At 36.8% G+C, this 26,225-nt stretch carries 21 protein-coding genes; 13 read left to right on the top strand and 8 right to left on the bottom strand.

Going from position 1 to position 26,225, the window contains the following annotated elements:
• The first annotated feature begins 101 nt into the window (after positions 1–101).
• Together CLV73_RS13685 and CLV73_RS13680 are read left to right on the top strand one after the other, a co-directional pair.
• Positions 102–1,073 carry an ion channel gene (locus CLV73_RS13685; protein WP_100377441.1) on the top strand — a complete coding sequence of 324 codons (972 nt, stop codon included), beginning with the start codon at positions 102–104 and terminating at the stop codon, positions 1,071–1,073.
• Complete coding sequence (locus CLV73_RS13680) at positions 1,073–1,561, top strand: YkgJ family cysteine cluster protein (RefSeq protein ID WP_100377440.1); 489 nt, start codon at positions 1,073–1,075, stop codon at positions 1,559–1,561. Before CLV73_RS13685 ends, CLV73_RS13680 begins: the two co-directional genes overlap by 1 nt.
• A gap of 120 nt (positions 1,562–1,681) precedes the next feature.
• On the opposite strand, the gene gdhA is transcribed toward CLV73_RS13680, so the two are convergent.
• From gdhA to CLV73_RS13665, 3 genes are all read right to left on the bottom strand, one after another.
• Positions 1,682–3,040: an NADP-specific glutamate dehydrogenase gene (gene gdhA, locus CLV73_RS13675; protein WP_100377439.1), complete on the bottom strand. Its 1,359-nt coding sequence runs from the start codon at positions 3,038–3,040 to the stop codon at positions 1,682–1,684.
• 190 nt (positions 3,041–3,230) lie between these two features.
• A complete protein-coding gene (gene dprA / locus CLV73_RS13670; protein WP_100377438.1) occupies positions 3,231–4,340 on the bottom strand; it encodes a DNA-processing protein DprA in 1,110 nt (369 codons plus the stop codon).
• A gap of 37 nt (positions 4,341–4,377) precedes the next feature.
• Positions 4,378–5,145, bottom strand: coding sequence for a rhomboid family intramembrane serine protease (locus CLV73_RS13665; RefSeq protein ID WP_100377437.1), 768 nt, complete (start codon positions 5,143–5,145; stop codon positions 4,378–4,380).
• A 218-nt stretch (positions 5,146–5,363) separates the two neighbouring features.
• On the opposite strand from CLV73_RS13665, the gene CLV73_RS13660 reads away from it, so the two are divergent.
• A complete protein-coding gene (locus tag CLV73_RS13660) occupies positions 5,364–6,299 on the top strand; it encodes a DUF3078 domain-containing protein (RefSeq protein WP_100377436.1) in 936 nt (311 codons plus the stop codon).
• A gap of 66 nt (positions 6,300–6,365) precedes the next feature.
• On the opposite strand, the gene CLV73_RS13655 is transcribed toward CLV73_RS13660, so the two are convergent.
• The 4 genes from CLV73_RS13655 to CLV73_RS13640 all read right to left on the bottom strand — a co-directional run bounded on the left by CLV73_RS13655 (position 6,366) and on the right by CLV73_RS13640 (position 10,898).
• Positions 6,366–7,010 (bottom strand): 50S ribosomal protein L25/general stress protein Ctc, encoded by a 645-nt coding sequence (locus CLV73_RS13655; RefSeq protein ID WP_100377435.1) that lies wholly within the window; start codon positions 7,008–7,010, stop codon positions 6,366–6,368.
• A 56-nt stretch (positions 7,011–7,066) separates the two neighbouring features.
• The gene (locus CLV73_RS13650; protein ID WP_100377434.1) at positions 7,067–8,005 is read right to left on the bottom strand and encodes a ribose-phosphate pyrophosphokinase; all 939 of its coding nucleotides are present in this window, start codon (positions 8,003–8,005) and stop codon (positions 7,067–7,069) included.
• 84 nt (positions 8,006–8,089) lie between these two features.
• Positions 8,090–9,649, bottom strand: coding sequence for an SGNH/GDSL hydrolase family protein (locus CLV73_RS13645; protein WP_100377433.1), 1,560 nt, complete (start codon positions 9,647–9,649; stop codon positions 8,090–8,092).
• Between the two features lie 10 nt (positions 9,650–9,659).
• Positions 9,660–10,898 (bottom strand): OmpP1/FadL family transporter, encoded by a 1,239-nt coding sequence (locus CLV73_RS13640; protein ID WP_100377432.1) that lies wholly within the window; start codon positions 10,896–10,898, stop codon positions 9,660–9,662.
• Between the two features lie 276 nt (positions 10,899–11,174).
• Between CLV73_RS13640 and CLV73_RS13635 the strand changes: the two genes are divergently transcribed.
• The 5 genes from CLV73_RS13635 to CLV73_RS13615 all read left to right on the top strand — a co-directional run bounded on the left by CLV73_RS13635 (position 11,175) and on the right by CLV73_RS13615 (position 18,395).
• Positions 11,175–12,575, top strand: a complete 1,401-nt coding sequence (locus CLV73_RS13635; RefSeq protein ID WP_100377431.1) for a PSP1 domain-containing protein — start codon at positions 11,175–11,177, stop codon at positions 12,573–12,575.
• On the top strand, positions 12,568–13,029 hold the full coding sequence (locus CLV73_RS13630) for a gliding motility lipoprotein GldH (RefSeq protein ID WP_100377430.1): 462 nt from the start codon (positions 12,568–12,570) through the stop codon (positions 13,027–13,029). Before CLV73_RS13635 ends, CLV73_RS13630 begins: the two co-directional genes overlap by 8 nt.
• A gap of 6 nt (positions 13,030–13,035) precedes the next feature.
• Complete coding sequence (locus tag CLV73_RS13625; protein ID WP_100377429.1) at positions 13,036–15,417, top strand: penicillin-binding protein 1A; 2,382 nt, start codon at positions 13,036–13,038, stop codon at positions 15,415–15,417.
• Positions 15,418–15,482: 65 nt separating this feature from the next.
• Complete coding sequence (locus CLV73_RS13620; protein WP_100377428.1) at positions 15,483–17,021, top strand: protein adenylyltransferase SelO; 1,539 nt, start codon at positions 15,483–15,485, stop codon at positions 17,019–17,021.
• Positions 17,022–17,120: 99 nt separating this feature from the next.
• Positions 17,121–18,395, top strand: a complete 1,275-nt coding sequence (locus CLV73_RS13615) for a DUF6080 domain-containing protein (RefSeq protein ID WP_228424374.1) — start codon at positions 17,121–17,123, stop codon at positions 18,393–18,395.
• Between the two features lie 46 nt (positions 18,396–18,441).
• Here CLV73_RS13615 and CLV73_RS13610 read toward each other — a convergent pair whose 3' ends face one another.
• Positions 18,442–18,978, bottom strand: a complete 537-nt coding sequence (locus CLV73_RS13610) for a sporulation protein (RefSeq protein WP_100377427.1) — start codon at positions 18,976–18,978, stop codon at positions 18,442–18,444.
• 185 nt (positions 18,979–19,163) lie between these two features.
• On the opposite strand from CLV73_RS13610, the gene CLV73_RS13605 reads away from it, so the two are divergent.
• From CLV73_RS13605 to CLV73_RS13585, 5 genes are read left to right on the top strand one after another with little or no spacing between them, the layout of a single operon-like run.
• On the top strand, positions 19,164–20,525 hold the full coding sequence (locus CLV73_RS13605; protein ID WP_100377426.1) for a c-type cytochrome: 1,362 nt from the start codon (positions 19,164–19,166) through the stop codon (positions 20,523–20,525).
• Between the two features lie 22 nt (positions 20,526–20,547).
• Positions 20,548–23,610, top strand: coding sequence for a TAT-variant-translocated molybdopterin oxidoreductase (locus CLV73_RS13600; protein ID WP_100377425.1), 3,063 nt, complete (start codon positions 20,548–20,550; stop codon positions 23,608–23,610).
• Between the two features lie 25 nt (positions 23,611–23,635).
• Positions 23,636–25,033 (top strand): NrfD/PsrC family molybdoenzyme membrane anchor subunit, encoded by a 1,398-nt coding sequence (nrfD, locus tag CLV73_RS13595; RefSeq protein WP_050021927.1) that lies wholly within the window; start codon positions 23,636–23,638, stop codon positions 25,031–25,033.
• Positions 25,020–25,541, top strand: a complete 522-nt coding sequence (locus CLV73_RS13590; protein ID WP_100377424.1) for a DUF3341 domain-containing protein — start codon at positions 25,020–25,022, stop codon at positions 25,539–25,541. Before nrfD ends, CLV73_RS13590 begins: the two co-directional genes overlap by 14 nt.
• Complete coding sequence (locus CLV73_RS13585) at positions 25,534–26,223, top strand: c-type cytochrome (protein WP_100377423.1); 690 nt, start codon at positions 25,534–25,536, stop codon at positions 26,221–26,223. Before CLV73_RS13590 ends, CLV73_RS13585 begins: the two co-directional genes overlap by 8 nt.
• Positions 26,224–26,225 lie beyond the last annotated feature (2 nt).

Raw genomic sequence — 26,225 nt, 5'->3', positions numbered from 1 at the left:
ATTGGGGGAGTTGATAAATTTCATGAAAACAATATTTTATCTTTGCAAAATTGAAGAGGGTTTTTAACACAGCTATCAGTAAACAAAATTAAATTTAAACAATGGCAAGAGGATTCAGGCAAAAAATTCGCCAGAAAAATACGGAAAACAGTGGCTTTGGAAGCAATGCTTCCGGAAGGTTCATTAACAAAGACGGTTTTCCCAACGTCAAAAGAAGAGGAGTGAATGTTTTTAATAAGCTCAGCTGGTATCACACTATGCTGAATCTGTCATCGTTCCGTTTCTTGTCTTATTTGGTGATTGCTTATGTTGTTGTAAATCTTTGTTTTGCATTCATTTATTATCTGATTGGAGTAGAGCACCTTACAGGAATTGACAAAAGTGATCCGCTAAACGAATTTATTGATGTGTTTTTTTTCAGTTCTCAGACTTTTACTACTGTTGGATATGGAAGAATTGCTCCGGTAGGCTTTATGGCAAGTTTAGTAGCTACTTTTGAAGCTTTTTTAGGGTTGCTTACCTTTGCCATTGCAACAGGTTTGTTTTATGGGAGGTTTTCAAGACCTAGGGCATATTTAAGATTTTCAGACAATGCCGTTATTGCCCCTTTTCAGGATACGACCGCTTTGATGTTCAGGCTTGCTCCTTACAAGAATAATGCTCTATCGGATGCGGATGTAATTGTCTCAACGGCAATTGAAGTTATTGAAAATGGCGTTCCCAAAAGTAATTTTTACAGGTTGGAGATCCAGTTGAGTAAGATCAATACATTGGCATTGAACTGGACTATTGTCCATAAAATTGATGAAAACTCGCCATTTTATGGTTTTACGGAAGAAGACTTTAAAAATACGGACATTGAGATCATTATTCAGGTAAGAGCTTTTGATGAAGTTTTTTCCAATACGGTAGTGCAAAGGACTTCTTATGTTTCGGAGGAAATCATTTTCGGAGCTAAATTTGTTCCGATGTATTCTCCAAGTAAAGATAACCTGTCAACGATTCTTGATCTGGATAAAATAAATGAATATCAAAAAACAGAGCTTCCTTCTGCAATAGAAGTACAACAATAATGAATTTGGATTTTTATAAAAAACAGGCAATACAAAAGCAGAAAGAACATAAAAAATTCTTAGACGGATTAAAGAAAAAGCCGCCTAAAAATCTTGATTATATTGTTCAGGATACCCATGATGAAGTTTTTGAAAAAATAGACTGTTTGCAATGTGCGAACTGCTGCAAAACAACCGGGCCTTTGTATACTGAAAAGGATATTGAACGTATTGCTAAACATCTCCGGATGAAAACCGCCGACTTTGAGGCTAAATTTTTGCGTGTGGATGAGGATAATGATAAAGTGCTACAGAATCTTCCCTGCTTTTTTCTGAATGATGATAATACCTGTTCTATTTATGAGGTGAGGCCAAAAGCATGTAGAGAATATCCTCATACAGATCGTAAAAAGATCTACCAGATCAATAATCTGATGCTGAAAAATACCATTATTTGTCCTGCAGCCTACGAATTTGTAGAAAGTATGATGAAAAATATAAAGGCATAAATAAAAAAGCGTTGATTAATTCAACGCTTTCTCCTTTCACTTTTTACTTTTTTCCCATTTATAATCCCGGGAACAGGTTATATCAAAAAAGGCCGGGAATATTCCCAACCTTTATATTTTTTATACCACTCCTTGAGCTAACATTGCCTCTGCAACTTTCACGAATCCGGCGATATTGGCACCTTTTACGTAGTTTACATAGCCATCTTCCTCTTTTCCGTAGTCTCTACATGCTTTGTGGATTCCAATCATGATTTCTTTCAGTCTTGCATCTACCTCCTCAGATGTCCAGTTTAGACGGATTGAGTTTTGAGTCATTTCAAGACCAGAAGTCGCAACACCACCAGCATTAGAAGCTTTTCCTGGAGAGAACAATACTTTGTTGTCTAAGAAATAGTTAATAGCATCCAAAGTTGAAGGCATATTAGCTGCTTCAGTTACACAAACGCAACCGTTTCCTACCAATACTTTAGCATCTTCCAGATCCAGTTCGTTCTGAGTGGCAGAAGGGATAGCAACATCACACTTCACTTCCCAAGGACGTTTTCCGGCATGGAATTCTGCAGATGGGTATTTTTTAGCGTAATCTTCAGCTCTGTTGTTTCCTGAAGATCTTAATTCTAATAAGTAATCGATTTTTTCTCCGTCGATACCGTCTTTATCATAGATATATCCGTCCGGTCCGGAAATCGTTACCACTTTTCCTCCTAGTTCAGATACTTTTTTGATAACTCCCCAAGCTACGTTTCCGAAACCTGAAACCGTTACGATTTTATTTTTGAAATCCTGCCCGATCGTTTTAAGCATTTGCTCTGCGAAGTAAACAACACCATATCCTGTAGCTTCAGGACGGATCAGTGACCCCCCGTAAGCAAGACCCTTTCCTGTAAGAACTCCTGTAAATTCGTTTCTGATTTTTTTATACTGTCCGAATAAATATCCGATTTCTCTGGCTCCAACACCGATGTCTCCTGCAGGAACATCTGTTTCAGGGCCGATATGCTTGCACATTTCCGTCATGAAAGCCTGGCAAAAACGCATTACCTCCATATCAGATTTCCCTTGCGGATCGAAGTCTGAACCTCCTTTACCACCACCCATTGGAAGAGTAGTTAAAGAGTTTTTAAATACCTGCTCAAAAGCTAAGAATTTAAGAACGGAAAGGTTTACAGTCGGGTGAAAACGGATTCCTCCTTTATATGGTCCAATCGCAGAGTTCATTTGAATTCTGAAACCTCTGTTTACCTGAATTTCACCTTTGTCATCAACCCATGGAACTCTGAAAATGATTATTCTCTCAGCTTCAGCCATTCTCTCTAGCAACTTCATCCCTGTATATTCCTTTTTGGTCATAATAAACGGAATTACAGTTACAGCGACTTCTTTTACAGCTTGTAAAAATTCTGGTTCATTAGGGTTTTTTGCTTCAATCTTAGCAATAAACTCTTGGATTTTCTGGTCAATATTATATTGTTCCATATATTAAGGTTGAATATTATTGCCAACAAATTTAATTTTTTTTTCAAGATTCACAATACCTTGATTAAAGATTGTTAAAAATTTAATAATAATGTGTCGAAATATTATTAAAATGATAATTCTTGTTTAAATTTTATTAAAAATTAAATGTTATGTCTGAAATAATGCAATATTAAGAAATCATTAAATCTTAAAGCGGTACAAATTGTCTCCCGGAAAGTGATTTTACCTTCCCTAAAAGCTCTAACTCCAAAATAGTTGTCAAAATTTTATGACTGGGCTGGTTTATTTTATCAGCCAAATCATCCAAAGAAATTTGCGGATGAGAAGTAATTGCTTTATAGATTAATTCTTGATTTTCAGAAAGTTGTATGGTCGTTTCTGTGCTAGGAAATAATTCTTCTATTTTTTCTTTAGAAGAGTTAAAGCCTATTTGATTGATCAGATCCTGAATGGTAGATATGGCAGTTGCTTTATTCTGGAAAATAAGATGATTACATCCCTGACTAAATTTGTCAGTAATTTTTCCGGGAAGAGCAAAAACATCTCTGTTATAATTGTTGGCGAAAGTCGCTGTGCTAATAGAGCCTCCTCCAAAAGCGGTTTCTACAACAATTGTTGAAGGAGATACTCCTGCAATAATGCGGTTTCTCTGGATAAAATTTTCTCTGTCTGGTTTTCTTGATGAGTTGAATTCGGTAAAAAGAGCACCATTTTCCGATAAGATTTTATCAGAAAGGTTTCTATGGCTGGAAGGGTATAAGGTATGAAAGCCATGAGCAAGAACTGCTACAGTAGGAATTTTTTGGCGGATGGATTCTGCATGAACCTCTTTATCGGTACCTAATGCCAGTCCGCTTACAGAGATGAACTTGTGTTTTCTGGATTCTTCAAAAAAAGTCTCAATAAAGCTTTTTCCATACGAAGTTATTTTTCGTGTACCCACAATACTTACAGGATGCAGGGCAGGATTAATTTTTCCTTTTTGATACAGTATTGCAGGAGCATCTTCACATTCTTTTAATAGAAAAGGAAGCTGATCAAGATGACGGAGGTTGATTTGTATATTGTTGTTTTCGCAAAAGGAAATTTCTTTTTCAGCGAATTTAAGATGTTTTATATTCCCAATGTCTGAAATTGTTTTTCTCCCGATTCCTGTTATTTTCTGAAGTTCTTTTGATGGAGCTTTCCATACATTTTCTGCACTGCCAAAAACCCGGATCAGTTTTTGAAAATTAATATCACCGATATTAGAGCATTCTCTAAGGGCGATAGAAAAAAGATTTTCTTCCGTATCCATTTGTGTGTTATTTTATTCAAATGTAACGAAATATGAGCTATTTTTTTCTTAATTCTTCTAAATGTTCCCAGATATCATCATTTTTTTTGTAGGGTAAATCTAAAAAATCTTCAGGATGGTTTTCTTTATATTCCTGCCAAAGCTTATCATCTTTTTCGTTGTAATAATTAGGAAATTCCCAGATGTATTTCTTTTTTTTGTCACCCACTTGTTTGAATGTGTAGGCAAGTATCACTCCTACAATAGCACCGGAAAGATGCGCCTGCCACGAAATTTTACTGGGCTCCTCAAGATTGTAAAATAATTCTTCAGGTACCATTCCCCAAATTAAACTTCCGTAGTACAGAACCACAAGAAGTGAAATGGTTAGTAATTTCATGTTCCACTTAAATACACCACTGAAAAACAGGAAAAAAGCTAAAACATAAACAACGCCGCTGGCTCCGATTGTACAGGTGTACATATAATCTCCGGTTAAGATATCAATAGGAGGTAAGATCCAGAGGAGTAAGCCTGTAGAAACCCAACCTAAAATAAATACTTTGTTAGCTACTAAAGGATAAAACTGATATAACAGGAACATTAAAATAGCAATAGGAATAGAGTTTCCTACGATATGATCAATATTTCCGTGAAGTAGAGGAGAGGTTATAATTCCGACAAGTCCTTCCGGAAGAAGCGGAATGATGGCTCCGGTACAATTGGAAAAAAAGCCCATAGTTTGTAAAAGAAAGCCCAACCACATTGCGGATAGCATGAGTAGGGGATTTATAATTGCTTTTTTGTGGATGATATTCTTTAACATACTAAATGACTCTCAAATAAAAAGCCATTAATAAATTTCGGAAATTTTGTCGAAAAATTTTATTTATCTCCTTTTATTTTGACAAAAGAGACTGGTTTTTTAATTTTATAAAAATTTTGTCATTTATTTATTAAAAAAAATCAATAAGTAGAAGAGTGTGCTGAGGATAAAGGTATTTCTTTTGCTATTGTAATGCAGATAGAAATGTTGTATTTATTATGAGAAAGGTTTTGTCCGGAATTTCTGTTTTAATGGGAGCTTTAATTTCAGCACAGGAAATAAAAGATGTAAAGGAAGAAGAATTACCGGTTTTGGATACGGTAAAAGTATGGTCGGTTCAAGGGCAGAATACATTAATGCTGAATCAGGCTGCTTTTTCAAACTGGGTAGGCGGAGGAGCCAATAATGTAGGCTGGTTAGCCGGAGCAAATTATAATATTACCTATGAAAAAGATAAAGTACTATGGGAGAATATTATTATTTTAGGATTCGGACAAAATAACACAAAAGGAATAGGAACAAGAAAAACACAGGATGTCGTGAATATTTCTACCAATTTTGGAAAAGGATTTGCAGAACACTGGTATTTTTCGGGAGGAGCAAGTTTGCAGACTCAATTTGCTTCTGGGTATGAGGACGGGAATAATCCGTCGGCTGCCAAAATTTCAAGTTTTATGGCTCCGGGATATGTAAACCTAGGGGCAGGTATTACGTACAGACCCAATGATGATCTTACCGTAACACTTCGTCCTACCAATGCCAGATGGACCTTCGTTTTAGATCCTGATCTTCAGTATGCGGGTACTTATGGTTTAAAAAATGATGGTGATTCGTGTTTGTTTCAGTTTGGTTTCTTAGGTTCGGCGATTTACAAATTGAAAGTCATGGAGAATGTTAATTTGGTAAGCACAGGATCTGTCTTTTCCAACTATCTGGATCATCCGACAAGGCTTGTCCTTTCTTATAACGGTGTGCTGGGTATGAAAATTAACAAATATATTTCTGCAAATATCACATTGGATTTGCTGTATGATCATAATCAGATTCAAAAAACACAGCTAAAGCAAACTCTGGGTATTGGTTTTGCCTATAATATTGAAAAGGGAAAAAAGCGCTCAGATAAAAAAGATAATCGTTCTTGGAGAAGTGATTAAATGGTAATATAAAATAAAAAAACCTGTCATAAAGACAGGTTTTATATTTTGCGTAATAAGGAATTCTTATTCTGCTGCAGTTTCTTCTGCTGCCGGAGCTGCTCCTTCTTCTGCTACAACTTCTTCTTCATCTTCATCATCCATAGCTGCTGCACCACCTTTCATTGCATTTCTAGACATCTTAACAGCTACAACAACTGCGTTGTCAGGGTGCATGAAAGAATATCCTTCAGGCTTAAGACCTCCTACATAGATTTTGTTACCGATTCTTAAAGGAGTAACATCTACAACTACCTCATCAGGTAAGTTTGCAGGGATCGCTTTTACTTTCAGTTTTCTGAAAGACTGACGTAGAACACCACCAGCTACAACACCTTTTGAACGACCAGTAATTCTTACCGGAACTTCCATAATTACCGGCTTGTCATCAGCTAATTGGTAAAAGTCAGCGTGAAGAATTCTGTCAGTAATTGGGTGGAACTGAATATCCTGAAGAACTGCAGGGATTACCTGTCCGTCAACTTCAATAGATACCGTGTGTGCTTCAGGAGTGTAAACTAAACCTTTGAAAGCTTTCTCTTCAGCAGAGAAGTTTAAAGGAGCTGTTCCTCCATAAACAACACAAGGAACTAATTCAGCATCACGTAAAGCTTTTGTAGACTTTTTGCCCACGCTTTCTCTTTTTGTACCTTGAATTGTAATAGATTTCATTTATAAAAATTTAAAAAATTGTTTCTTTTTTTAATTTGCAAATGTCTGATTGTTAATTAAATAACAAACTTACTGCTGATAGATTGGTGCTCGTGAACCATCTTCATAACGTCTGCAAATAATGGGGCGCAAGATAGCACTTTTATTTTGGATGACAAATTATTTTTTACAGGAATTGAGTCAGTTACAATAACTTCCAACAATTTTGAGTTTTCAATATTCTCGTAAGCCTTTCCTGAAAGTACTCCGTGAGTTGCCATTGCTCTTACTGATTTTGCTCCTTTTTCGATAAGGATATCTGCAGCTTTGCAAAGTGTTCCTGCAGTATCGATCATATCGTCGATAAGGATAACGTTTTTACCCTCTACATCTCCGATAAGGAACATTTCTTCTACAACATTTGCCTTCTTTCTTTCTTTGTAAGCAATTACTACTTCAGCACCTAAATGTCCGGCGTAGTTTTTAGCTCTTTTTGCACCTCCCATATCCGGAGAAGCAATCGTAAGATTTTCTAAATTCAGGTCTCTGATATAATCTACGAAAATTGTAGAAGCATATAAGTGATCTACCGGAATTTCGAAGAACCCTTGAATCTGATCTGCATGAAGATCCATTGTCATTACTCTCGTTGCTCCTGCAGCGGTTAAAAGATTGGCAACCAATTTGGCACCGATAGGAGCTCTTGGTTTGTCTTTTCTGTCTTGTCTTGCAAGCCCGAAGTAAGGAAGTACTACTGTAATGCTTTTGGCAGAGGCTCTTTTCGCGGCATCAATCATCAAAAGAAGTTCTAAAAGATTGTCTGCTGGAGGGAATGTAGATCCGATTAAGAAAACTCTTCCTCCTCTTACGGATTCGTCCAAAACAGGTTCGAATTCTCCGTCGCTGAACTCCTGAAAGTTGATTTTTCCTAATTCCTGCCCATAATGTTGGGCAATTTTTTCTGCCAAGTCCTTGCTTGTCCTTGTACAAAATAGATAACTTAACTGATCGGCCATTTTTACTTTTTAAAGATTTTGCAAATTTAAAAAAAAACCACAAGATTTGCTCCTGTGGTTTCTAAGTTTTTATTTTACCAATTATTATGGGAATTTTACCCCCGAATATTTGTTAGGATCTACCTGTGGAAGAGTAGATTTATATTTCGCATTAATAGCTTTGATGAATTCATTTGCAACAACGGCGTATCCTCTACCTGTAAGGTGAACTCCGTCTAATGAGAAGGTTCCTCCCGTTACAAAGGTTGCAGTATATCTAACACCGTTCCAGACGATTCCAGATTTAGAATTTAATTCTATCATTTTTGCATTCATGTCAACAAATGCTAAGTTTTTGGAATCTGCCACACTTTTTATAGTGGCGTTAAATGCTGCAGTAGCTGTTAAAACTTCTTCAACTTCTCCATTCACACCGTTAAACTTACCTCTTAATACGTGCTTATCTTCTAAAGGATAAGTAGTCCCATATTTATCAAAAGGCGCAATGGCTAATGGAGAACTTGGAGTAGTTCCTAAAACAGAGCTTGTAGTAAGGGGGATTAAGTCTTGATCAGTACTATGTCTTGCCTGGCCATATAATTGTCCCATTAGACCGGCTTGTTGGACGGGAACTCCTGCAGATACCAATGCTGTAGTTATTTGTGCCGATAAGTTTGTTAAAGACTCGTCTTTTAATAGAACAAGATTACCTTGAGTTTTTGATAATAACTGGATTCTGCTTCCTTGTCCTAATGCTGTTAAAATTTGTTTTAATGGCCCAAAAACCTGTGTATTAAGGGCATCTATATTTGCATTTTGATTAGATGGGCTTCCAGTCGGTGCTGTATTAAATCTTTCTGGTGGGATTGGATTGTATGGAACTCGGGTAAAAAACGGAATTGAAGTTACATTTGGAATATTGGCTACGATCCCCTTTCTTGTAGTTCCATTTGGGAATAATGTATTTACTAATGCAGTATAAGTAGAGTTAAAGCCTACTCCAACACTTCCGTCTACAGGTGTTATAGGATTGCTTCCGTCACCTCCGCTGGTTGCATACCCTAAAACATCATTATTTCCAATCCACAATGATAAAAAGGTTGGATTTTGGGCTAAAGCATCAGCAACAACTGAAGTGGAAGAGGAAGATGCAAATCTAACAAAATAAGGATTCGCTGTTGCAGGTAGTCCTGCCGGATTTCCATATCCCGGTGCCAATAAATGTGCAACTTTAGCTCCAGGCACGCCCATATTCTGATATGGTCCAGCGCTATATATATTGGCTAAAGTAGTGGTTCCGGTACCTGGAGCATCAACTGGTGCTAATGAGCCGGCAACTACTGCAAGTATTTTTTTATTAGGTATACCAGCAGAGGGAATTCCTCCAAGATTATCGGCCATTAGAGGCTGTTTGAATTCACCACCTCCGGCTAATTTCATTTGTTGAGCAATCATGGAAGGGTAAGATTCATTTTGTCCGTCAATATACAAAGCATTATCTCTATATCCTGATGTTAATGAATTTCCCAAAGAAACATATTTAGAGAAATTCGCTTCTCCGGCTGTTACAGGAATATCCTTTACATCTGTATCAAAATCATCTTCGCAGCTTGTTGTGAAAAGAAGTGCGGAAATAGCGAACGTTGAAATTATAATTTTTTTCATAGTCTTTCAATTAAAAAGGGTTGTAAGATAAACCTAGACCTAAATAGAATGCGGTTGCTTTTGCCTGTCCGTAGAAGCCAAGATTAGCATTGTTTACATTTCTTGACTGTGGCATTGCATAGCCTCCAGCAACATCAACTCCAAATTGTTTTAATTTGAATCCAACCCCACCTGTCACAACATAAGTGTTGAATGATGGTGTTTCCGGAATGAAGTGGTCATCAGAATAAGGAGATTCATCATAATATGCACCCAAACGACCGTAGATCATATTCGTAAAAGCGTACTGAGTTCCCAGTCTGAACGTTTTGGAATTTCTAAAGTTTTTAGGAGAAACCGAAACAGTTGGGTCAGCCTGATTTCCGATTGGAGCTGTTGCAAAATCCAACGTCAGCTGGCTGTATCTTTCCCATCCGTGGTAATTGAAATCTGCGGAAACTAGCCATTTCGGAGTGATCTTATAAGTTAAACCGATTGTGTATTCCTCTACTAAAGGTAAGGTTGCTGTAAAGCCATCTGTTCTTTTTGCAGCATCCAGTCCTAGTAAAGGATAGATAGAAGCTGATGGGAATTCAAAGGTTGCTGTTCCGTGTTTTGCTTTCATATCAACAGGAGAGCGGTAAGCAATACTTACGTCCAATTTTGGGTCAGGTCTGAAATAGAACCCGAATCCGAAACCGTGTCCGGTTGCTTTTTTATCCTTAATATTAATTTGCCCGCCAAATTGTGTAATGGCTTTATCCCAGTCTACTTGTCCTCTTGCATAAATATAGCTTGCTCCAAAAGCTAACCAGTCGTTAAATTTGTACGAAACCATGGGCTGAAAATAGAAGCTTTTCAGTTCAAGTTTTTGAACCATTTCTTTTCCTTCCCAGTCATTTGGCCATTCTATAGTACTTCCAAAAGGAGTTGTGAAACTAAAGCCTACGGACAGTTTTTCTATTGGTTTGTAAGTGATAGCAGCATAAAGAGGGGTTCCCATCGGGTTGTCCGTTTGCGTGCTTTGTAATGTATTCAGATTTTGAAAAGTCACTTTGTTGCTTGCTCCAAATGCTCCGGCAACTATACTTAGTTTTGAAGGAATGAAAGACATTCCTGCGGGATTGAAAAATGCAACACTTGCATCTTCAGCATGGGCACTGGTGTGTGCCATGGCCAATTGCTTTACCCCCTGCAAAGAAACTCTAAATCCCCCTGCATAGGATAGAACGCCTGCCAATAAAGCGGTTGATACTAATATTTTTTTCATAGACTATTATTATATAACCCAAATATAAAATTATTTTACTTACGTCTGTTAATATTTCTTAATTATTTAAACAATATGCCAAAAGAAAACTATGTTTAAAATAATATGTGCTGCTTAACGATATGTAATCTTTTGCTTTTTAGTGTTTTGTAAATGGTTTTATTCTTTAGATTGAATTAAGTTTAAAATTAAACAAATACTGATTTTAATATTTACTATTTTTAGAATCGGATAAAAATAAAAATCTATAAATTTGCAAGAATAAATAATTGTTATATGAGTTGTGGATGTAAAACATCCGGCGATTCTGCGCATTCGTGTGGTCCTAAAAAAACCGCGAATGGTTGTGAAAATGTAAATACCTGTGGTAATAGTTATAAATTAAGTGTTTTCGATTGGTTATCTAATATACAGAACCCGGCATCTAATAGGTGTGATTTTGTTGAAGTTAGATTTAAAAATGATAGAAAATCGTTTTATAAAAATGTAAATAATATCCCTTTACATATAGGTAGTGTAGTCACAGTAGAATCTAGTCCCGGACACGATATAGGTGTGGTAAGCCTCACCGGAGAATTGGTTAAGATTCAGATGAAAAAGAAAAAAGTTTCTGAAGAATCTGCACTTAAAATATACAGACAGTCAAACCAAAAAGATATTGAAGTTTGGCAGGAAGTAAGAAAAAAAGAAGATAGCGTAAAGATAGAAGCAAGAAAGATTGCTCAAAGACTGGGACTTGAAATGAAAGTTACAGACGTTGAATATCAGGGAGATGCTTCAAAGGTTACGTTTTATTATACAGCGGATAATAGAGTCGATTTTAGGCAGTTGATCAAAGATTATGCAGGGGCTTTCAGAACTAAAATTGACATGAAGCAGATTGGCTTCAGACAGGAAGCTGCAAAAGTAGGCGGAATTGGCTCGTGCGGAAGAGAACTGTGCTGTTCGACCTGGCTTACTGATTTCAGATCGGTAAATACAAATGTTGCCAGATATCAGCAGCTTAGTATCAATCCTCAGAAATTAGCAGGGCAATGCGGAAAGCTGAAATGTTGTCTTAACTATGAATTAGACAGCTATCTTGATGCATTAAGCAATTTTCCGTCGTCATCTACTACATTAGATACAGAGAAAGGGAGAGCGTTTTGTATTAAAATTGACGTTTTCAAAAAGAAAATGTGGTTTGCCTACGTTGAAAATTCTATTGCCTGGTATGATTTCGATATCGATCTGGTAAAGAAATTAATCTCTAAAAATAAAAGAGGCGAAAAAACACTGCCGCTTGAAGATCTGAAACAGCCTGAAACTTCAATGAAAAGTATTGATTTGATTCAGGAAAATAATGTAGATCGATTCGAGAAGAAAAATAAGGGGAACAGCAGGCATAAAAATCAGAACCGATCAAACGCTAGCAATCAAAACAATCAAAATCAGCAAGGGCAGGGTCAGAAAAGACCGAATAATAAGCCTGAAAGACAAGATCGTGATCGTTCCGAAAAATCTGAAAGACAGCAGAATTCTAATGCGAACAACCAGCCAAGGCAGCCGAAAAATCAGCAGCCAAAACCTCAGTTGGAAAAAGTAGCAGCACCAAATTCTGATGCAGAGAAAAAGCCGAACCCGAATAAGAAAAAATTCAAAAAGAAATTTCCTCCCAAAAAAGATAACAATGCGTAAAATTTTAGGATTATTAGCTTTTATTTTTCTGTTTAGTTGTAATTCTTCGGGAGAAGATGTTATCATGAATTCTGTTAATAATAAATGGGGTAAAAAGCAGGAGCAGAAATTTAATCTGGAAATTTCAGATCCGCAAAATCCTAAAAATATTATTTTTGTGGTAAGGAATAATAATGAGTATCCATACAGTAATATCAGATTTATTGTGAATTTTACCAACCTTCAAAACAAGAAAAAAGACGTGGATACGTTGAATTATGTACTGGCCAAACCCAATGGAGAATGGCTTGGTACAGGTTTTGGTGATACGAAGGAAATCTTTTTCCAATATAAACTGAACTATAAGTTTCCGGAAAAAGGGAAATATGAAATTGGAGTAATTCAGGCTATGAGAAATGATAATCTCCCTGGAATAGAGGATCTTGGAGTGAAAATAGAAACGGCTAAACCGTAATCATACATGGAAGAAAATAAACAAAACAATGGAAGTAAAGGAAAAACATTTCCTCTTCCACCTAAAAAAAAGAAAGACACTACTTGGAAAAAGTGGGTGAAAGTAATCTGGATAGGATTAGTTGTCGTTGTTTTAGGAATTTCAGGACTTTTCTTTGCTGTATCTCAAGGGTTTTTGGGAGAAATGCCGGATGTAAAGGAACTTGAAAATCCTAACATATATGTAGCATCTGAAATTATTTCTTCAGACGGAGTTGTTTTAGGTAAATTTGAAAAAGAAAAAACACAGCCGGTTTTTTATAAGGATCTCCCTCCGTTTTTGGTGTATGCATTACAGGCAAAAGAGGATGAGCGTTTTAAAGAACACTCCGGAATTGATTTAAAATCTATTTTAAGAGCTATAAGATATGGTGGTGACAGAGGTGGAGGTTCTACAATTACTCAACAGTTGGCCAAACTTCTATTTACAAAAGAACCTTCTAGAAATCCTATACTAAGAGCTGTTCAAAAGCTGAAAGAATGGGTAGTTGCAGTAAGTTTGGAGAAAAGATATACTAAAGAAGAGATTGTAACGCTGTATTTCAATAAGTTTGACTTTTTATATAATGCCAATGGAATTGAAATGGCTTCAAAAGTTTATTTTAATAAAAAAACTTCTGAACTTACACTTCCGGAAGCTGCTGTTTTTGTTGCAATGCTAGAAGCACCAAAAGCAAATAACCCAATGAAAAATCCTGAAAGAGCAAAGAGAAGAAGAGATGTAGTACTTTCTCAGATGCTGGAAACAGGTTATATTGATAAAGAAACTTATGATAAAGCGATAGAGACTCCTATTACCGTAGATTTCCATCCTATCAAAGATATTACAGAAGGATATTCTGCCTACTACAAACATTATCTTAGAAAAGAGATCAATCAGTATCTTGACGATTATGAAAAAGAGACCGGCAAAAAGTTAAATCTTTACAGAGATGGTCTTAAAATATATGTGACGCTTGATTCTAAGATGCAGAAATATGCGGAAGAATCAATTAAAGAACACTTAACGGATCTTCAGAAGAGATTTGATGCTGAACAAAGAGGAAGAAAAGACAGGCCTTTCTATTATCTTAATAGTACGCAGATTAATGATTTGATGGTTCAGGCGATGAAAAGAACGGGAAGATATAAACTGCTGAAAGCAGATGGTCTTTCAGATGAGGCCATTATAGCAGAATTTAAAAAACCTGTTAAAACATCCCGTTTTACCTGGGCTGGAGAAGAAGAAGTGGAAATGTCTCCTTGGGATTCTATCAAATGGCACAAACAGATTGCTCAGGCAGGTTTGATGTCTGTGGTTCCTGGAACCGGAGAAATTAAAGCATGGGTAGGAGGTATTGATTGGCAACATTTCCAGTATGACCATATTAAACAAGGGAAAAGACAGGTTGGGTCTACATTTAAGCCTTTCGTATATGCAACTGCAATCATGAAATTAGGCTTAACACCATGTTCTACGATCTCTAATGCAAGTTTCAACAAAGGAAGCTATCACGTTCCGGGAAGAGGAGGGATGCTTACCTTGAAAGATGCTTTGGCGCATTCTCAAAACCCGGTTGCACTACGTTTGGCTGAAATGACAGGGACACAAAGTGTAATACAAACGGCAAGAGATTTAGGGGTTACTGAAGAAATCTCAACCAGCTTACCAATGGCATTAGGAGCTTCGGATATTACCATTTACGAAATGGTAGGAGCATACAGTACTTTCGCGAATTACGGAAATTACAACAAACCGGAAATGATCTGGAGAATAGAAGATGCAAACGGTAGAGTAATCAAAGAAGTAAATGTAGAGCCAAAAGAAGTAATGAATCCTTTATATGCCTATACAATGATCGAATTGATGAAAGGGGTTGCGCAGTATGGTACCGCTTCTGGAGAACTAGGAAGAAAAGGGATTTCGAAAGATGTTGAAATTGCGGGAAAAACAGGGACAACCCAGAATAACTCCGATGGTTGGTTTATGGGGATCACTCCGAAACTGGCAACAGGAGCTTGGGTAGGATGGGAAGACAGAGCAACTCACTTCTTCGGAACGGGAGAAGGGCAGGGAGCAAAAATGGCACTCCCTATTTGGGCGATCTATATGAAGAAAGTATGGGCGGATAAAAGTTTAGGAATTTCTCCTCAGGATAAATTTGTAAAACCTTCAGAATGGAAAGACGGATGTTCTAACCTTAAAGGATTAGGAAGTGGGTACGGTGATGACGGCGGACTGCAAACCCTGGATGAAATCAAAAATCCGAGACCTGCGGAACCTTCTCCGAAAAAGAATCCTGAAAAGAAAGATGAGAATGTAAATGAAAATCTCAATAAAGGAGAAGAAATTGATTTTAATAATAAATAGATAATTTAGATAAAGCCTTCCGGAAATGGGAGGCTTTTTTGTAATCAAATTAATACCTTTGATGTATGAATCTTACCAATATAAAACAGCCGTTTACAGAGATTTTTCCAGGAGATTTTTCAGGAAATCCGATGCAGAGAATGACACCTAAAGTGTTGTTCTCAACAGTTGTGCCTGTAGAATTTAAAAATCCTAAACTTATTATTTTTAATGAAAAACTATCTGAAGAAATAGGATTGGGAAGATACGAGGAAAAAGATCTCGGCTTTTTGGTGGGAAATCATTTACCAGATAATATTAAACCCTACTCAACGGCTTATGCTGGACACCAGTTTGGAAACTGGGCAGGACAGCTGGGAGATGGCAGAGCAATTTATGCGGGAGAAATTGAAAGTCCGTCCGGAAAAAAAACTGAAATACAATGGAAAGGTGCCGGTGCAACACCTTATTCCAGACATGCAGACGGAAGAGCAGTACTCAGATCCTCTGTTCGTGAATATCTGATGAGTGAAGCAATGTATCATTTGGGTGTTCCTACAACAAGAGCGCTAAGTTTGAGCCTTACAGGGGAAAATGTGGTAAGAGATATCTTATATAGTGGAAATCCTCAAGAAGAAAAAGGAGCGGTAGTTATAAGAACCGCAGAAAGTTTTTTAAGGTTTGGGCATTTTGAATTATTATCTGCTCAGCAGGAATATAAAACATTGCAGGAGCTTCTGGATTTTACCATAAAAAATTATTTTCCTGAAATTCAGTCTGAAGGAAACCAAAAGTATAAGGACTTTTTTGAGAATGTAGCGGAAAGAACCGCAGACCTTATGGTAGAATGGTTTAGAGTTGGTTTCGTACATGGAGTAATGAATACGGATAATATGTCAATTCTTGGGCTTACGATAGACTATGGCCCGTTTTCAATGATGGATGAATATGATCTGAATTTCACTTCCAACACCACTGATCTTCCGGGAAGAAGATATGCATTTGGAAAACAAGGGCAGATTGCTCAATGGAATCTTTGGCAGCTGGCCAATGCGCTCCATCCCACTATAAAAGATGAAAAGTTTTTAGAAGGTACCCTGAATAAATTCGGAGATTACTTTTGGAAGAGACACGACAAGATGTTGTGTAATAAATTTGGATTTGATGAATTATGGGAAAGTGATGAAGAGTTTCTTATCAATTGGCAGGGCTTGATGCAGGAATTTCAGCTTGATTATACACTTTTCTTCAATCTCTTGGAAAAGGTAGGACATTACGACCTGAAAGATGAATTTGAAAGAATTTCATATACTGTATTGGACGATAAAGCTTTTTCAAAAATTAAAAATTTCATCAGCCAATATGAATTGAGAATTCAAAAAAACAAAATTTCAAGAGATGAGTCTTTAGCATTAATGCGAAAAAGCAATCCTAAATTCACGTTGAGAAATTACCTTCTTTACGAATGTATTGAAGAAATTGAAAAAGGAGAAACTGCTTTGCTTGAAAAATTAATCATAGCATTGGAAAATCCTTATGAGGAAAAATTCCCCGAATTTTCAGCGAAAAGACCAACAAAATATGATGATGTGTCGGGTTGTTCTATGTTGTCCTGCAGTTCTTAATGACTCAGATTATAAGCTTACATTGTTTAAATTGATGAGAATGTAAAAATAGTTAGCCAATTCAGATTGTGTTTTTTTATTTTTGCAAAAATTTTAACAGTGTCCATACAATCAAAACTTTATAGTTTTTTTAAAATAGTTTTTCCTTCCACTTTTACAGAACTGGGTATTTTCCTTTTCTTTCTGTGTGTTTATGGGATTTTAGGATCTTATATAGCGTTGAATTATACCATTATTTTTGATGACAGAATTCCCTGGGATGCCTATTTTAGTTTTGACAATCGGTCTATCGTGATGACAGGGGGAAGCTTTGAACGTCACCCATTGTCCTATTATTTTTTTAATTGGCTGCGTGAACTTGCTTTTCTTTTTTCGGATGGAAAGAAAGATGACACTTTCAGATTGGTTTTAGCCTGGATGAGCAATCTGATGGTGAGCTTGAGCATTGTACAGATTTTTAAATATTTAAAAAATATTATCCAGCTTCCATTATTGATCAACCTTTTACTGGTTGCTTTCTTTTCTGTATTTTCTACAGCTATTCTGCTCTCTTTTACTCCTGAAAACTTTACCTATACACTGTTTTTATTAGTGCTTTTCAATTATTATGCAGCGACAAGGCTTAAAAATGAGAGAAAAATCTCTCCACTGGCATTGGTTGCGGCTGGTGTTACTATTGGAGGGCTTACCATCACGAATCTGGTAAAGGTTTTTATTCCTGTATTTTTTGAAAAGAATTTGTTTAAAAGCTGGAAAAAACTTCTTGATGCTTTTATAAGAGGCTTGGTAACAGTGATTTGTTTTGTTTTGCTTTATCTAAACAGAATTGAATTTAAATATGAAAATATTTTTTCCAAAACCAGCAGTCAGTATGAGAAGTTTTCGAATGCTGAGCCTGCTTCAGTTTGGGATATGATCGTTTCTTTCTTTTTTGGGGGTAATATGCTTTTTCCGGGCTTTATCATCAGAGATAAGCATAATATGAAAGGTTTTCATTATAAAGGCTTGTTTATGGATGTGTATTCATCCCCGATATCCTATTTATTTGTCTTTACTGTTTTGGGACTTCTGGTGTGGAGTTATTGTAAAAATTTTAAAAATAAATTTGTTCAGATTATTGTAATTTCTTTTGTTATAGATATTATCATACACTGCTTTATGAGATTTGGACTCCATACTTCCTATATCTATGGAGGTCATTTTGTTTTTGTGTATGTTTTGTTGCTGGGATGGCTTTTCTACGCCTACAAATCCTCTCCGAAAATGATGTCATTGCTTACGGCAATTATGAGCGTACTGCTGGTTTATCTCGGGTATAATAACTATTTAAGAATGGAAGAATTTTTTGACTTTCTGAATCAATTTTATCAATAAAAAAAAGCTGAGAAATTTCTCAGCTTTTATGTTTTCATGTACTTAATTATTTAGCTTCTGCACAGAAAATTCTGTATTGTACAGCAACGGCAGATTTGAAATATTCTTTTATTTTAGAAAGATCGGAAGCGGCACTTTGCTTACTGAAATAACTTCCGGCTAAAATTTTATAATTAGGTCGTAAAGAAGCGTCTGTTTCCACTTTTAAATTCGGAAATCTCTTTCTGAAATAAGTTTTGATTTCGTTGGCTTCATCATTACTTTTTACGGTAGTGATTTGTATTTTGTACCCTAAAATTCTAGGGTTCTTTCTGCAGATTTCAGCATTCGTAAGTTCCCTGTTGGGAACCAGAATTTTTGTTGGTCTTGATGGGGTATCATCATCTATAACGTTAGAAGATTTACCGTAAGAAACCTTAGAACATTTATCTTCCAGGTTCGTCAATGCATCATTCACTCTGGGATCCATACTCATAATAAGCTCTGTACCGGATAAAGTATCTTTTTTTACAACCTGTTGTGCATCAATATTATAAAAACTAAGCAGGGATAATATCGAAAATAATTTGATCAAATTTTTCATTTAAAAGTTGTTTCAGCAAATTTATACAAATAAAAAATTATACCAAACTGAGTTATTTAGAATCAATACAAATTAAACTGAAATGATATTTTCCCCTTTCTATATGCCGTTAAATTTCTGTTAAATATATTATTTTTGCGGAATTGATTGAATGTTCAATATTTTACTAACATAAGATAATTTAAATGATTAGTTGGAGAAAGCATTATAAACAAACGTTGGTTGCAATAGGCTTATTGTTATCAACCAGTGCTTCAATTTACGGGCAAGACGGCGATCCTAAAAACGGAGAGAAACTTTTCAAAGCGAATTGTACTGCATGTCACGCGCTAGACAAACAAGTTGTAGGTCCACCTTTGAAAGGAGTGGTAGAACGAGTTAAGACGGAAGGCGGCAAAGATACAGAGTGGCTTCACAAGTGGATCAAAAACAACAAGGAAGTCAGAGAATCTGGCGATAAATACGCCAATGAGATTTTTGAAAAATTTAATAAGACTGAGATGCAGCTCTTTCCAAATCTTTCTGATAAGGATATTGATGACATCTTAGCATACACAACTAATCCTCCGGCTCCGGAGCCTGCAGCTGATAAAAAAACAGCAACACAAGGTGCGGAAGCAACAGCAGCTCCTGCGAGCAATACAACAACAAACGTTGTAATCATTTCCCTTTTAGCAATAGCAGCTTTATTAGTTTGGATTTTAGTAAAACTAAGACAGCTTGTGAAACTAGGTCAGTCTGAAGACTTGGCAGGGCTAAACGAAACAAGAGTAAAATCTTTCAGCGAAGTTTATAAAAAATACCATTATGTAGGTAAGGGGTTGATCGCGATCCTTGCTTTATTGGCTACTTATGGTGTTTGGAACTGGATTATGTGGATTGGGGTTTATAAAGGATATAAGCCAGAACAACCAATTTACTTCTCTCACAAAATTCACGCAGGAGAACAGAAAATCGACTGTCAGCTTTGTCACTCAAGTGCTAAATATGGTAAAGTATCTGAGATTCCTTCTATGAACGTTTGTATGAACTGCCACAAAGCAATTGGTGAATACAACGCGGAACATTATATGGAGCCTGGAAAAGATAAAGCGTTCTATGACGGAGAAATCCAGAAAATTTATGCTGCAACAGGTTGGGATCCGGTAAAACAACAATATACAGGGAAAACTCAGCCGGTTGAATGGACAAGAATCCACAACATGCCAGACTTTGTTTACTTCAACCACTCTCAGCACGTAGTAGCAGGTGAACAAGCGATTATCAATTCTTTCAACAAAAAGAATCCTACGAACAAAATTGATGTTGTTTGTAAAGCTTGTCACGGTAAGATTGATACAATGAATGTTGTTCAGATGGCTAACGATTTCACTATGGGATGGTGTATCGAGTGTCACAGAACTACTGAGGTTGATATGAACAACGGTTATAATAAAGAATACTTCAAAAATCTACATGACAAATTGAAAAAACAATACCCTAAAGACGGTGGTAAGATTACTGTAGATGCAATTGGAGGTCTTGAGTGTGGTAAATGTCATTATTAATAACTAAAAATTAGAAGTATAAATGGCTTCAAACAAAATACAATTTAGAAGTATTCACGAACTTAAAGATCCGGCTTTAAACAATAAGCTGGCTCAGAAAGAGTTCCAGGAAGAAATTCCTGTAGAAGATTTCCTTGGAGATGCGGAACAGAACGGTTCCAGTACTTCAAGAAGAGATTTCTTAAAATTATTAGGTTTCTCTACAGCAGCGGTAACATTGGCTGCCTGTGAAGCTCCGGTAATTAAAACGATTCCTTACGTGGTAAAACCACATGATATTATTCCGGGGGTTCCAAATTATTACGCTTCAACATATTTCGACGGTTTTGACTTTGCTAGTGTTTTAGTAAAAACCAGAGAAGGAAGACCTATCAAAATTGAGCCGAATCCAGCTGCTGGCGATTTAGGAAAAACAAATGCAAGAGCTCAGGCGAGTGTACTTTCTCTTTATGATAATGATAAAGTAAAGCAACCTAAATTTGAAGGAAAAGACGAGACTTTCGATAAAGTAGACAGTTTTGTAATTAAAGGGTTGGAAGAAGCGAAAGCTGCAGGTAAAAGAATTGTGTTATTGTCACATTCTTTTGCATCCCCTACTTTCAAAAAATTATTTGCTGAATTCAAAGCAAAATATCCTACAGCAGAATTGGTAACTTATGATGCTTTCCCTTATGCTGCAGCATTAGACGCAGCTCAGGAAGTATTCGGAACAAGAGCATTACCTGTTTACGATCTTAAAGGAACTGAATTGGTAGTTGGTTTCCACGCTGATTTCTTAGGAGATTATAATGCAGGAAGCTTAGAAACTTCTTACGCAGCAGCAAGAAAGCCGGGACCAAACATGTTAAGACACATTCAGGTAGAATCTAACATGTCTTTAACGGGTGCTAATGCTGACGAAAGAATCAGATTAAAGCCAAGCGCAGTGAACAAAACTTTGGTTGAAGTTTACAATGCAATCGTTGGTGGTGGTTCATCAGATAAAACGGCTAACGAAATCGCTAAAGAATTACAGGCAAAAGGCAGTAAAGCTGTTGTTTTTGCTGATGGTTCTAAAGGTGCTCAGGTTTTAGCTCACTTAATTAACCAAAAATTAGGTTCAGTTGCTTTCACAGGTAAAGCGAACTTCCTAAAAGATTTTGATAAAGCAAGATTCCAGGAATTCCTTGGATGGGTAAACGCTGGGCAGGTTGGTGTATTGATCGCTAACAATGTTGACCCGATTTATTCTTATCATAAAGGAGAAGATTTCAAAAAATCTTTAACTAAAGTTCCTTATGTAATCGCAGTTGCTGATAAGAAAAATGAAATGTACAAAGCAGCTAAGGCTGTTATTCCAGTTGCTAACTGGTTAGAGTCTTGGGGAGATATAGAGCCTCAGACAGGTGTATATTCATTAATGCAGCCAACAATCCAGAAAATTTACAAATCAAGACAGATTGAAGAGTCTTTATTGGTTTGGAAAAATGGTAAAAACAATGCTGCTAATAATTATTATGATTATTTAAAAGCGAATGCTTCTTCTATTTTAGGAGGAACTTCTTTCAACAAAGCTTTATATAATGGGATCAACGTATCTCCAAATGCTACGACCTTGTCTTATGCAGGAGGAAACGCTGCTCAGGCCGTTGCTGAATTGAATGGTTTCAAAGCTTCTGATTTAGAATTGGTATTGTATACTAAGACTTCTATGGGAGATGGTACTCAGGCAAACAACCCTTGGTTGCAAGAATTACCGGATCCACTGACAAGAATGTCTTGGGATAACTACTTGACAATTTCTCCGAAAGATGCAGAAAGATTAGGTATTGATAACGATCTTAACGCGAGAATGCAGTTAGATGGTTCTATCGTAAACCTTACTGTAAATGGAGTAACAATAAAAGACGTTCCTGTATTCATCCAACCGGGACAAGCTGACGGATCTGTAGGTCTTGCATTGGGTTATGGAAAGAAAAACTCGGGAGCTACTGCTGAAACAGGTGTAAACGCTTATCCTTTATTTGACGGTTCTAACTTAGTTGTTTCTAACGCTAAGATTGAAAAAACAGGAGAAGATCACGAATTTGCAGGTATTCAGCTTCAAAATACATTAATGGGACGTTATGAAATTGCTAAAGAAGTTCCTTTGGCTGATTACTTAAACGTAGCATTTGATGATGAACACAATGGATGGAATAAACCATTGGAATATCATACCATCAGTGGAGCACTTCCTGCAAGAAAAATTGATCTTTGGGATGCTTTCGATGATACAGACGGACCTCACTTTAACTTATCAATCGACTTGAATTCTTGTACAGGTTGTGGAGCATGTATTATTGCTTGTCAGGCTGAGAACAACGTTCCTGTTGTAGGAAAAGATGAGATCAGAATGTCTAGAGATATGTACTGGTTAAGAATTGATCGTTACTATTCTGCTAAACAAAAAGTGGAAGTTTATGAAGGATTAAAAGATGGATTGGCTGTTCCTGAATTATATGGAACTGCATTCAACAAAGAAGGAGGTGCCCTAAACCATCCTGCTGAAAATCCGGATGTAATTTTCCAACCGGTAATGTGTCAGCACTGTAACCACGCTCCATGTGAAACTGTATGTCCGGTTGCGGCTACTTCACACGGTAAGCAAGGTCAAAATCATATGGCATATAACAGATGTATTGGTACAAGATATTGTGCGAACAACTGTCCATATAAAGTAAGACGTTTCAACTGGTTTACATACAACCTAAACGACAAGTTCGATTTCAACATGAACAACGATTTAGGAAGAATGGTATTAAATCCAGATGTAGTTGTAAGAACGAGAGGGGTAATGGAGAAATGCTCTATGTGTATCCAAATGACTCAGGCAACTATTCTTGAAGCGAAGAAAGAAGGAAGAAAAGTGAAAGCTGGAGAATTCCAAACAGCTTGTTCTAAGGCTTGTTCTACAGGAGCAATGACGTTTGGAGACATGAATGACAAAGAATCTGAAGTAAGAGAATTGTACTCTAGCAACAGAAGATATTATTTACTTGAAGAGATCGGAACAAAACCAAATGTGTTCTATCACACTAAAGTAAGAAACAGAGTAGAAAAATAAAGTTTAAATAATAAATAGGTAAAAAATGTCAGGACATTACGAAGCTCCGATAAGGGAACCTCTAATTATTGGTCACAAAACTTATCACGATATCACAGAAGATATTGCACGACCTATCGAAGAAAGAGCAGGTAAATTATGGTGGATCTCATTATATGCAGCCTTGGTTCTATTCATCTATGGATTCGGATGTATCGCTTATACTATCGGAACAGGTATTGGAGCATGGGGGCTTAACAGAACTATTAACTGGGGTTGGGATATCACCAACTTCGTATGGTGGGTAGGTATTGGTCACGCCGGAACCCTAATCTCAGCAGTATTATTATTATTTAGACAGAGATGGAGAATGTCTGTAAACAGATCTGCAGAGGCAATGACGATCTTTGCGGTTGTACAGGCGGCAATCTTCCCGGTAATTCACATGGGTAGAGTTTGGGTAGGATATTGGGTATTCCCTTTACCAAACCAGTTCGGTTCTCTTTGGGGGAACTTTAACTCTCCGCTACTTTGGGACGTATTTGCGATCTCTACGTATTTCTCAGTATCAACTGTATTCTGGTTCATGGGACTAATCCCTGACTTTGCAATGATCAGAGATAGAGCTAAAACTCCTTGGACTAAGAAAATTTATACATTCCTTGCATTCGGATGGGGTGGTAAAGCAAAACACTGGCAAAGATTCGAAGAACTTTCTTTGGTTCTTGCAGGTTTGGCAACTCCACTTGTATTCTCAGTACACACTACCGTATCCTTCGACTTCGCGACTTCAGTAATTAAAGGGTGGCACTCTACAATCTATCCTCCTTACTTCGTTGCTGGTGCGATCTTCTCAGGATTTGCAATGGTACAAACACTATTGTTGGTAGCTAGAAAAGTGTGTCACTTAGAAGAGTATATTACAATGTATCATATTGAAATTATGAACATCGTAATTATCTTAACTGGTGGTATGGTAACTGTAGCTTATGCAACTGAATATTTCATCGGATGGTATTCTGGATCTAGATTCGAAGACTTTACGTATCTTTCTCCGGGTGCTGCAGTAGGTCCTTACTGGTGGGCTTTCTGGTCACTAATCATCTGTAACCTTGTTGTTCCTGCTTCTTTCTGGTTCAAGAGACTAAGAACGAACATTATCTGGACATTCATCGTTGCATTGATCATCAACATCGGTATGTGGTTCGAGCGTTTTGATATCATCGTTATCAACCTTTCTAGAGACTACTTACCAGGATCTTGGACAATGTTTAAGCCAACGATCATTGATGTGGGTGTATACTTAGGAACAATCGGGTTCTTCTCTGTATTATTCTTATTATATGCAAGAACATTCCCTGTAATTGCACAGGCTGAATTAAAATCGATTTTGAAAATCTCAGGTGAAACTTATAAAGCAAAAGAAGGAGATGAGCACCACTAAAATTGTATACGGACTTTATGCTGACGACGACGATTTGATGAACGGCGTTAAAGCATTCAATGATAAAGGAATTAAAATAAACGAAGTTTATACTCCATTCCCGGTTCACGGACTAGATAAAGCTTTAGGGTTAAAGAAAACAAGAATTTCTGATGCTGCATTCATCTACGCGCTTTACGGTGTTACCATCGGTGCTACTGTAACTTGGTATGTGATGAATCATGACTGGCCTCAAAATATTGGTGGTAAACCAGCTTTTGACTGGGCTCACAATATGCCTGCATTTGTAGTTCCAATGTTTGAGCTTATGGTATTCTGTGCTGCTCACATGATGTCATTAACTTTCTTGGTAAGAAATAAAATGTATCCTGGAGCTCCTGCACAAAATCCTGATCCAAGAACAACGGATGATAAATTCATGATGGAATTCGTAACTGAAGATGTAGAATCTGTAAAGCAGTTGCTAATTGAAACTGGAGTTGAAGAAATAACTGTTAAAGATGCTTAAAATGAAAAAGAATGTATTAAGAATTACAGCAGTTTTAGGTTTAACAACAGTTTTACTTAACTCTTGCGGACCGAAAGAAAACACCCCATTGGTGTATTTCCCTGATATGTATTTTCCAGTAGCTTACGATCCATTGATGAAAGCTCAGGATGCTTATTCAGATCATGAAAATGAAATTCCGGCATTTGTTAAAAATAATGGTGCAACAGGTCTTTCTCCGGTAGAAGGATCCGTACCTCAAAATAAAGACGGAGTTTTTGAAGAAAGTTTACTTCCAAAAACAACAGACGAGTACAACGCGGGTTATGAAGCTTCAAAAACAGTAACATCTTCTCCTTTGAATCCTGCCAATGCAGAAAAAGATATCGAAAGAGGGAAACTGTTATTTGAAAAAACTTGTGCTGCTTGTCACGGTGTAGGAGGGGACGGACAAGGACCTATCGTACAAAGTGGAGCATATTCTGGTGTACCAAATTATGCAGACAGAGACATTACTGTAGGATCTGTTCATTATGTGTTAACGAACGGTAGAAACAACATGGGATCTTACGCGGGTCAATTGAACGCAGGAGATAGATGGAGAGTAGCTATGTATGTGATGAGTGCTTTCAAAAAAGGAGCGGCAGCACCGGCAGCAGCGGCACCGGCAACAACTGAAACGACTACCGAAACTAAAAAATAAGA

The sequence above is a fragment of the Chryseobacterium geocarposphaerae genome (assembly GCF_002797535.1).
GTDB lineage: Bacteria > Bacteroidota > Bacteroidia > Flavobacteriales > Weeksellaceae > Chryseobacterium > Chryseobacterium geocarposphaerae.
The sequence above is the reverse complement of the archived record's forward strand: the minus strand, read 5'-3'. Positions and strand labels throughout refer to the sequence as shown.

What these genes read in the sequence shown, in the direction of transcription:
- CLV73_RS13610 (WP_100377427.1), bottom strand. Translation starts at nt 18,978, where the DNA reads ATGAAAAATTTGATCAAATTATTTTCGATATTATCCCTGCTTAGTTTT.
- CLV73_RS13680 (WP_100377440.1), top strand. Translation starts at nt 1,073, where the DNA reads ATGAATTTGGATTTTTATAAAAAACAGGCAATACAAAAGCAGAAAGAA.
- CLV73_RS13655 (WP_100377435.1), bottom strand. Translation starts at nt 7,010, where the DNA reads ATGAAATCTATTACAATTCAAGGTACAAAAAGAGAAAGCGTGGGCAAA.
- CLV73_RS13620 (WP_100377428.1), top strand. Translation starts at nt 15,483, where the DNA reads ATGAATCTTACCAATATAAAACAGCCGTTTACAGAGATTTTTCCAGGA.
- CLV73_RS13650 (WP_100377434.1), bottom strand. Translation starts at nt 8,005, where the DNA reads ATGGCCGATCAGTTAAGTTATCTATTTTGTACAAGGACAAGCAAGGAC.
- gdhA (WP_100377439.1), bottom strand. Translation starts at nt 3,040, where the DNA reads ATGGAACAATATAATATTGACCAGAAAATCCAAGAGTTTATTGCTAAG.
- CLV73_RS13645 (WP_100377433.1), bottom strand. Translation starts at nt 9,649, where the DNA reads ATGAAAAAAATTATAATTTCAACGTTCGCTATTTCCGCACTTCTTTTC.
- CLV73_RS13590 (WP_100377424.1), top strand. Translation starts at nt 25,020, where the DNA reads ATGAGCACCACTAAAATTGTATACGGACTTTATGCTGACGACGACGAT.
- dprA (WP_100377438.1), bottom strand. Translation starts at nt 4,340, where the DNA reads ATGGATACGGAAGAAAATCTTTTTTCTATCGCCCTTAGAGAATGCTCT.
- CLV73_RS13685 (WP_100377441.1), top strand. Translation starts at nt 102, where the DNA reads ATGGCAAGAGGATTCAGGCAAAAAATTCGCCAGAAAAATACGGAAAAC.
- CLV73_RS13630 (WP_100377430.1), top strand. Translation starts at nt 12,568, where the DNA reads ATGCGTAAAATTTTAGGATTATTAGCTTTTATTTTTCTGTTTAGTTGT.
- CLV73_RS13585 (WP_100377423.1), top strand. Translation starts at nt 25,534, where the DNA reads ATGCTTAAAATGAAAAAGAATGTATTAAGAATTACAGCAGTTTTAGGT.
- CLV73_RS13605 (WP_100377426.1), top strand. Translation starts at nt 19,164, where the DNA reads ATGATTAGTTGGAGAAAGCATTATAAACAAACGTTGGTTGCAATAGGC.
- CLV73_RS13660 (WP_100377436.1), top strand. Translation starts at nt 5,364, where the DNA reads ATGAGAAAGGTTTTGTCCGGAATTTCTGTTTTAATGGGAGCTTTAATT.
- nrfD (WP_050021927.1), top strand. Translation starts at nt 23,636, where the DNA reads ATGTCAGGACATTACGAAGCTCCGATAAGGGAACCTCTAATTATTGGT.
- CLV73_RS13640 (WP_100377432.1), bottom strand. Translation starts at nt 10,898, where the DNA reads ATGAAAAAAATATTAGTATCAACCGCTTTATTGGCAGGCGTTCTATCC.
- CLV73_RS13635 (WP_100377431.1), top strand. Translation starts at nt 11,175, where the DNA reads ATGAGTTGTGGATGTAAAACATCCGGCGATTCTGCGCATTCGTGTGGT.
- CLV73_RS13665 (WP_100377437.1), bottom strand. Translation starts at nt 5,145, where the DNA reads ATGTTAAAGAATATCATCCACAAAAAAGCAATTATAAATCCCCTACTC.
- CLV73_RS13625 (WP_100377429.1), top strand. Translation starts at nt 13,036, where the DNA reads ATGGAAGAAAATAAACAAAACAATGGAAGTAAAGGAAAAACATTTCCT.
- CLV73_RS13600 (WP_100377425.1), top strand. Translation starts at nt 20,548, where the DNA reads ATGGCTTCAAACAAAATACAATTTAGAAGTATTCACGAACTTAAAGAT.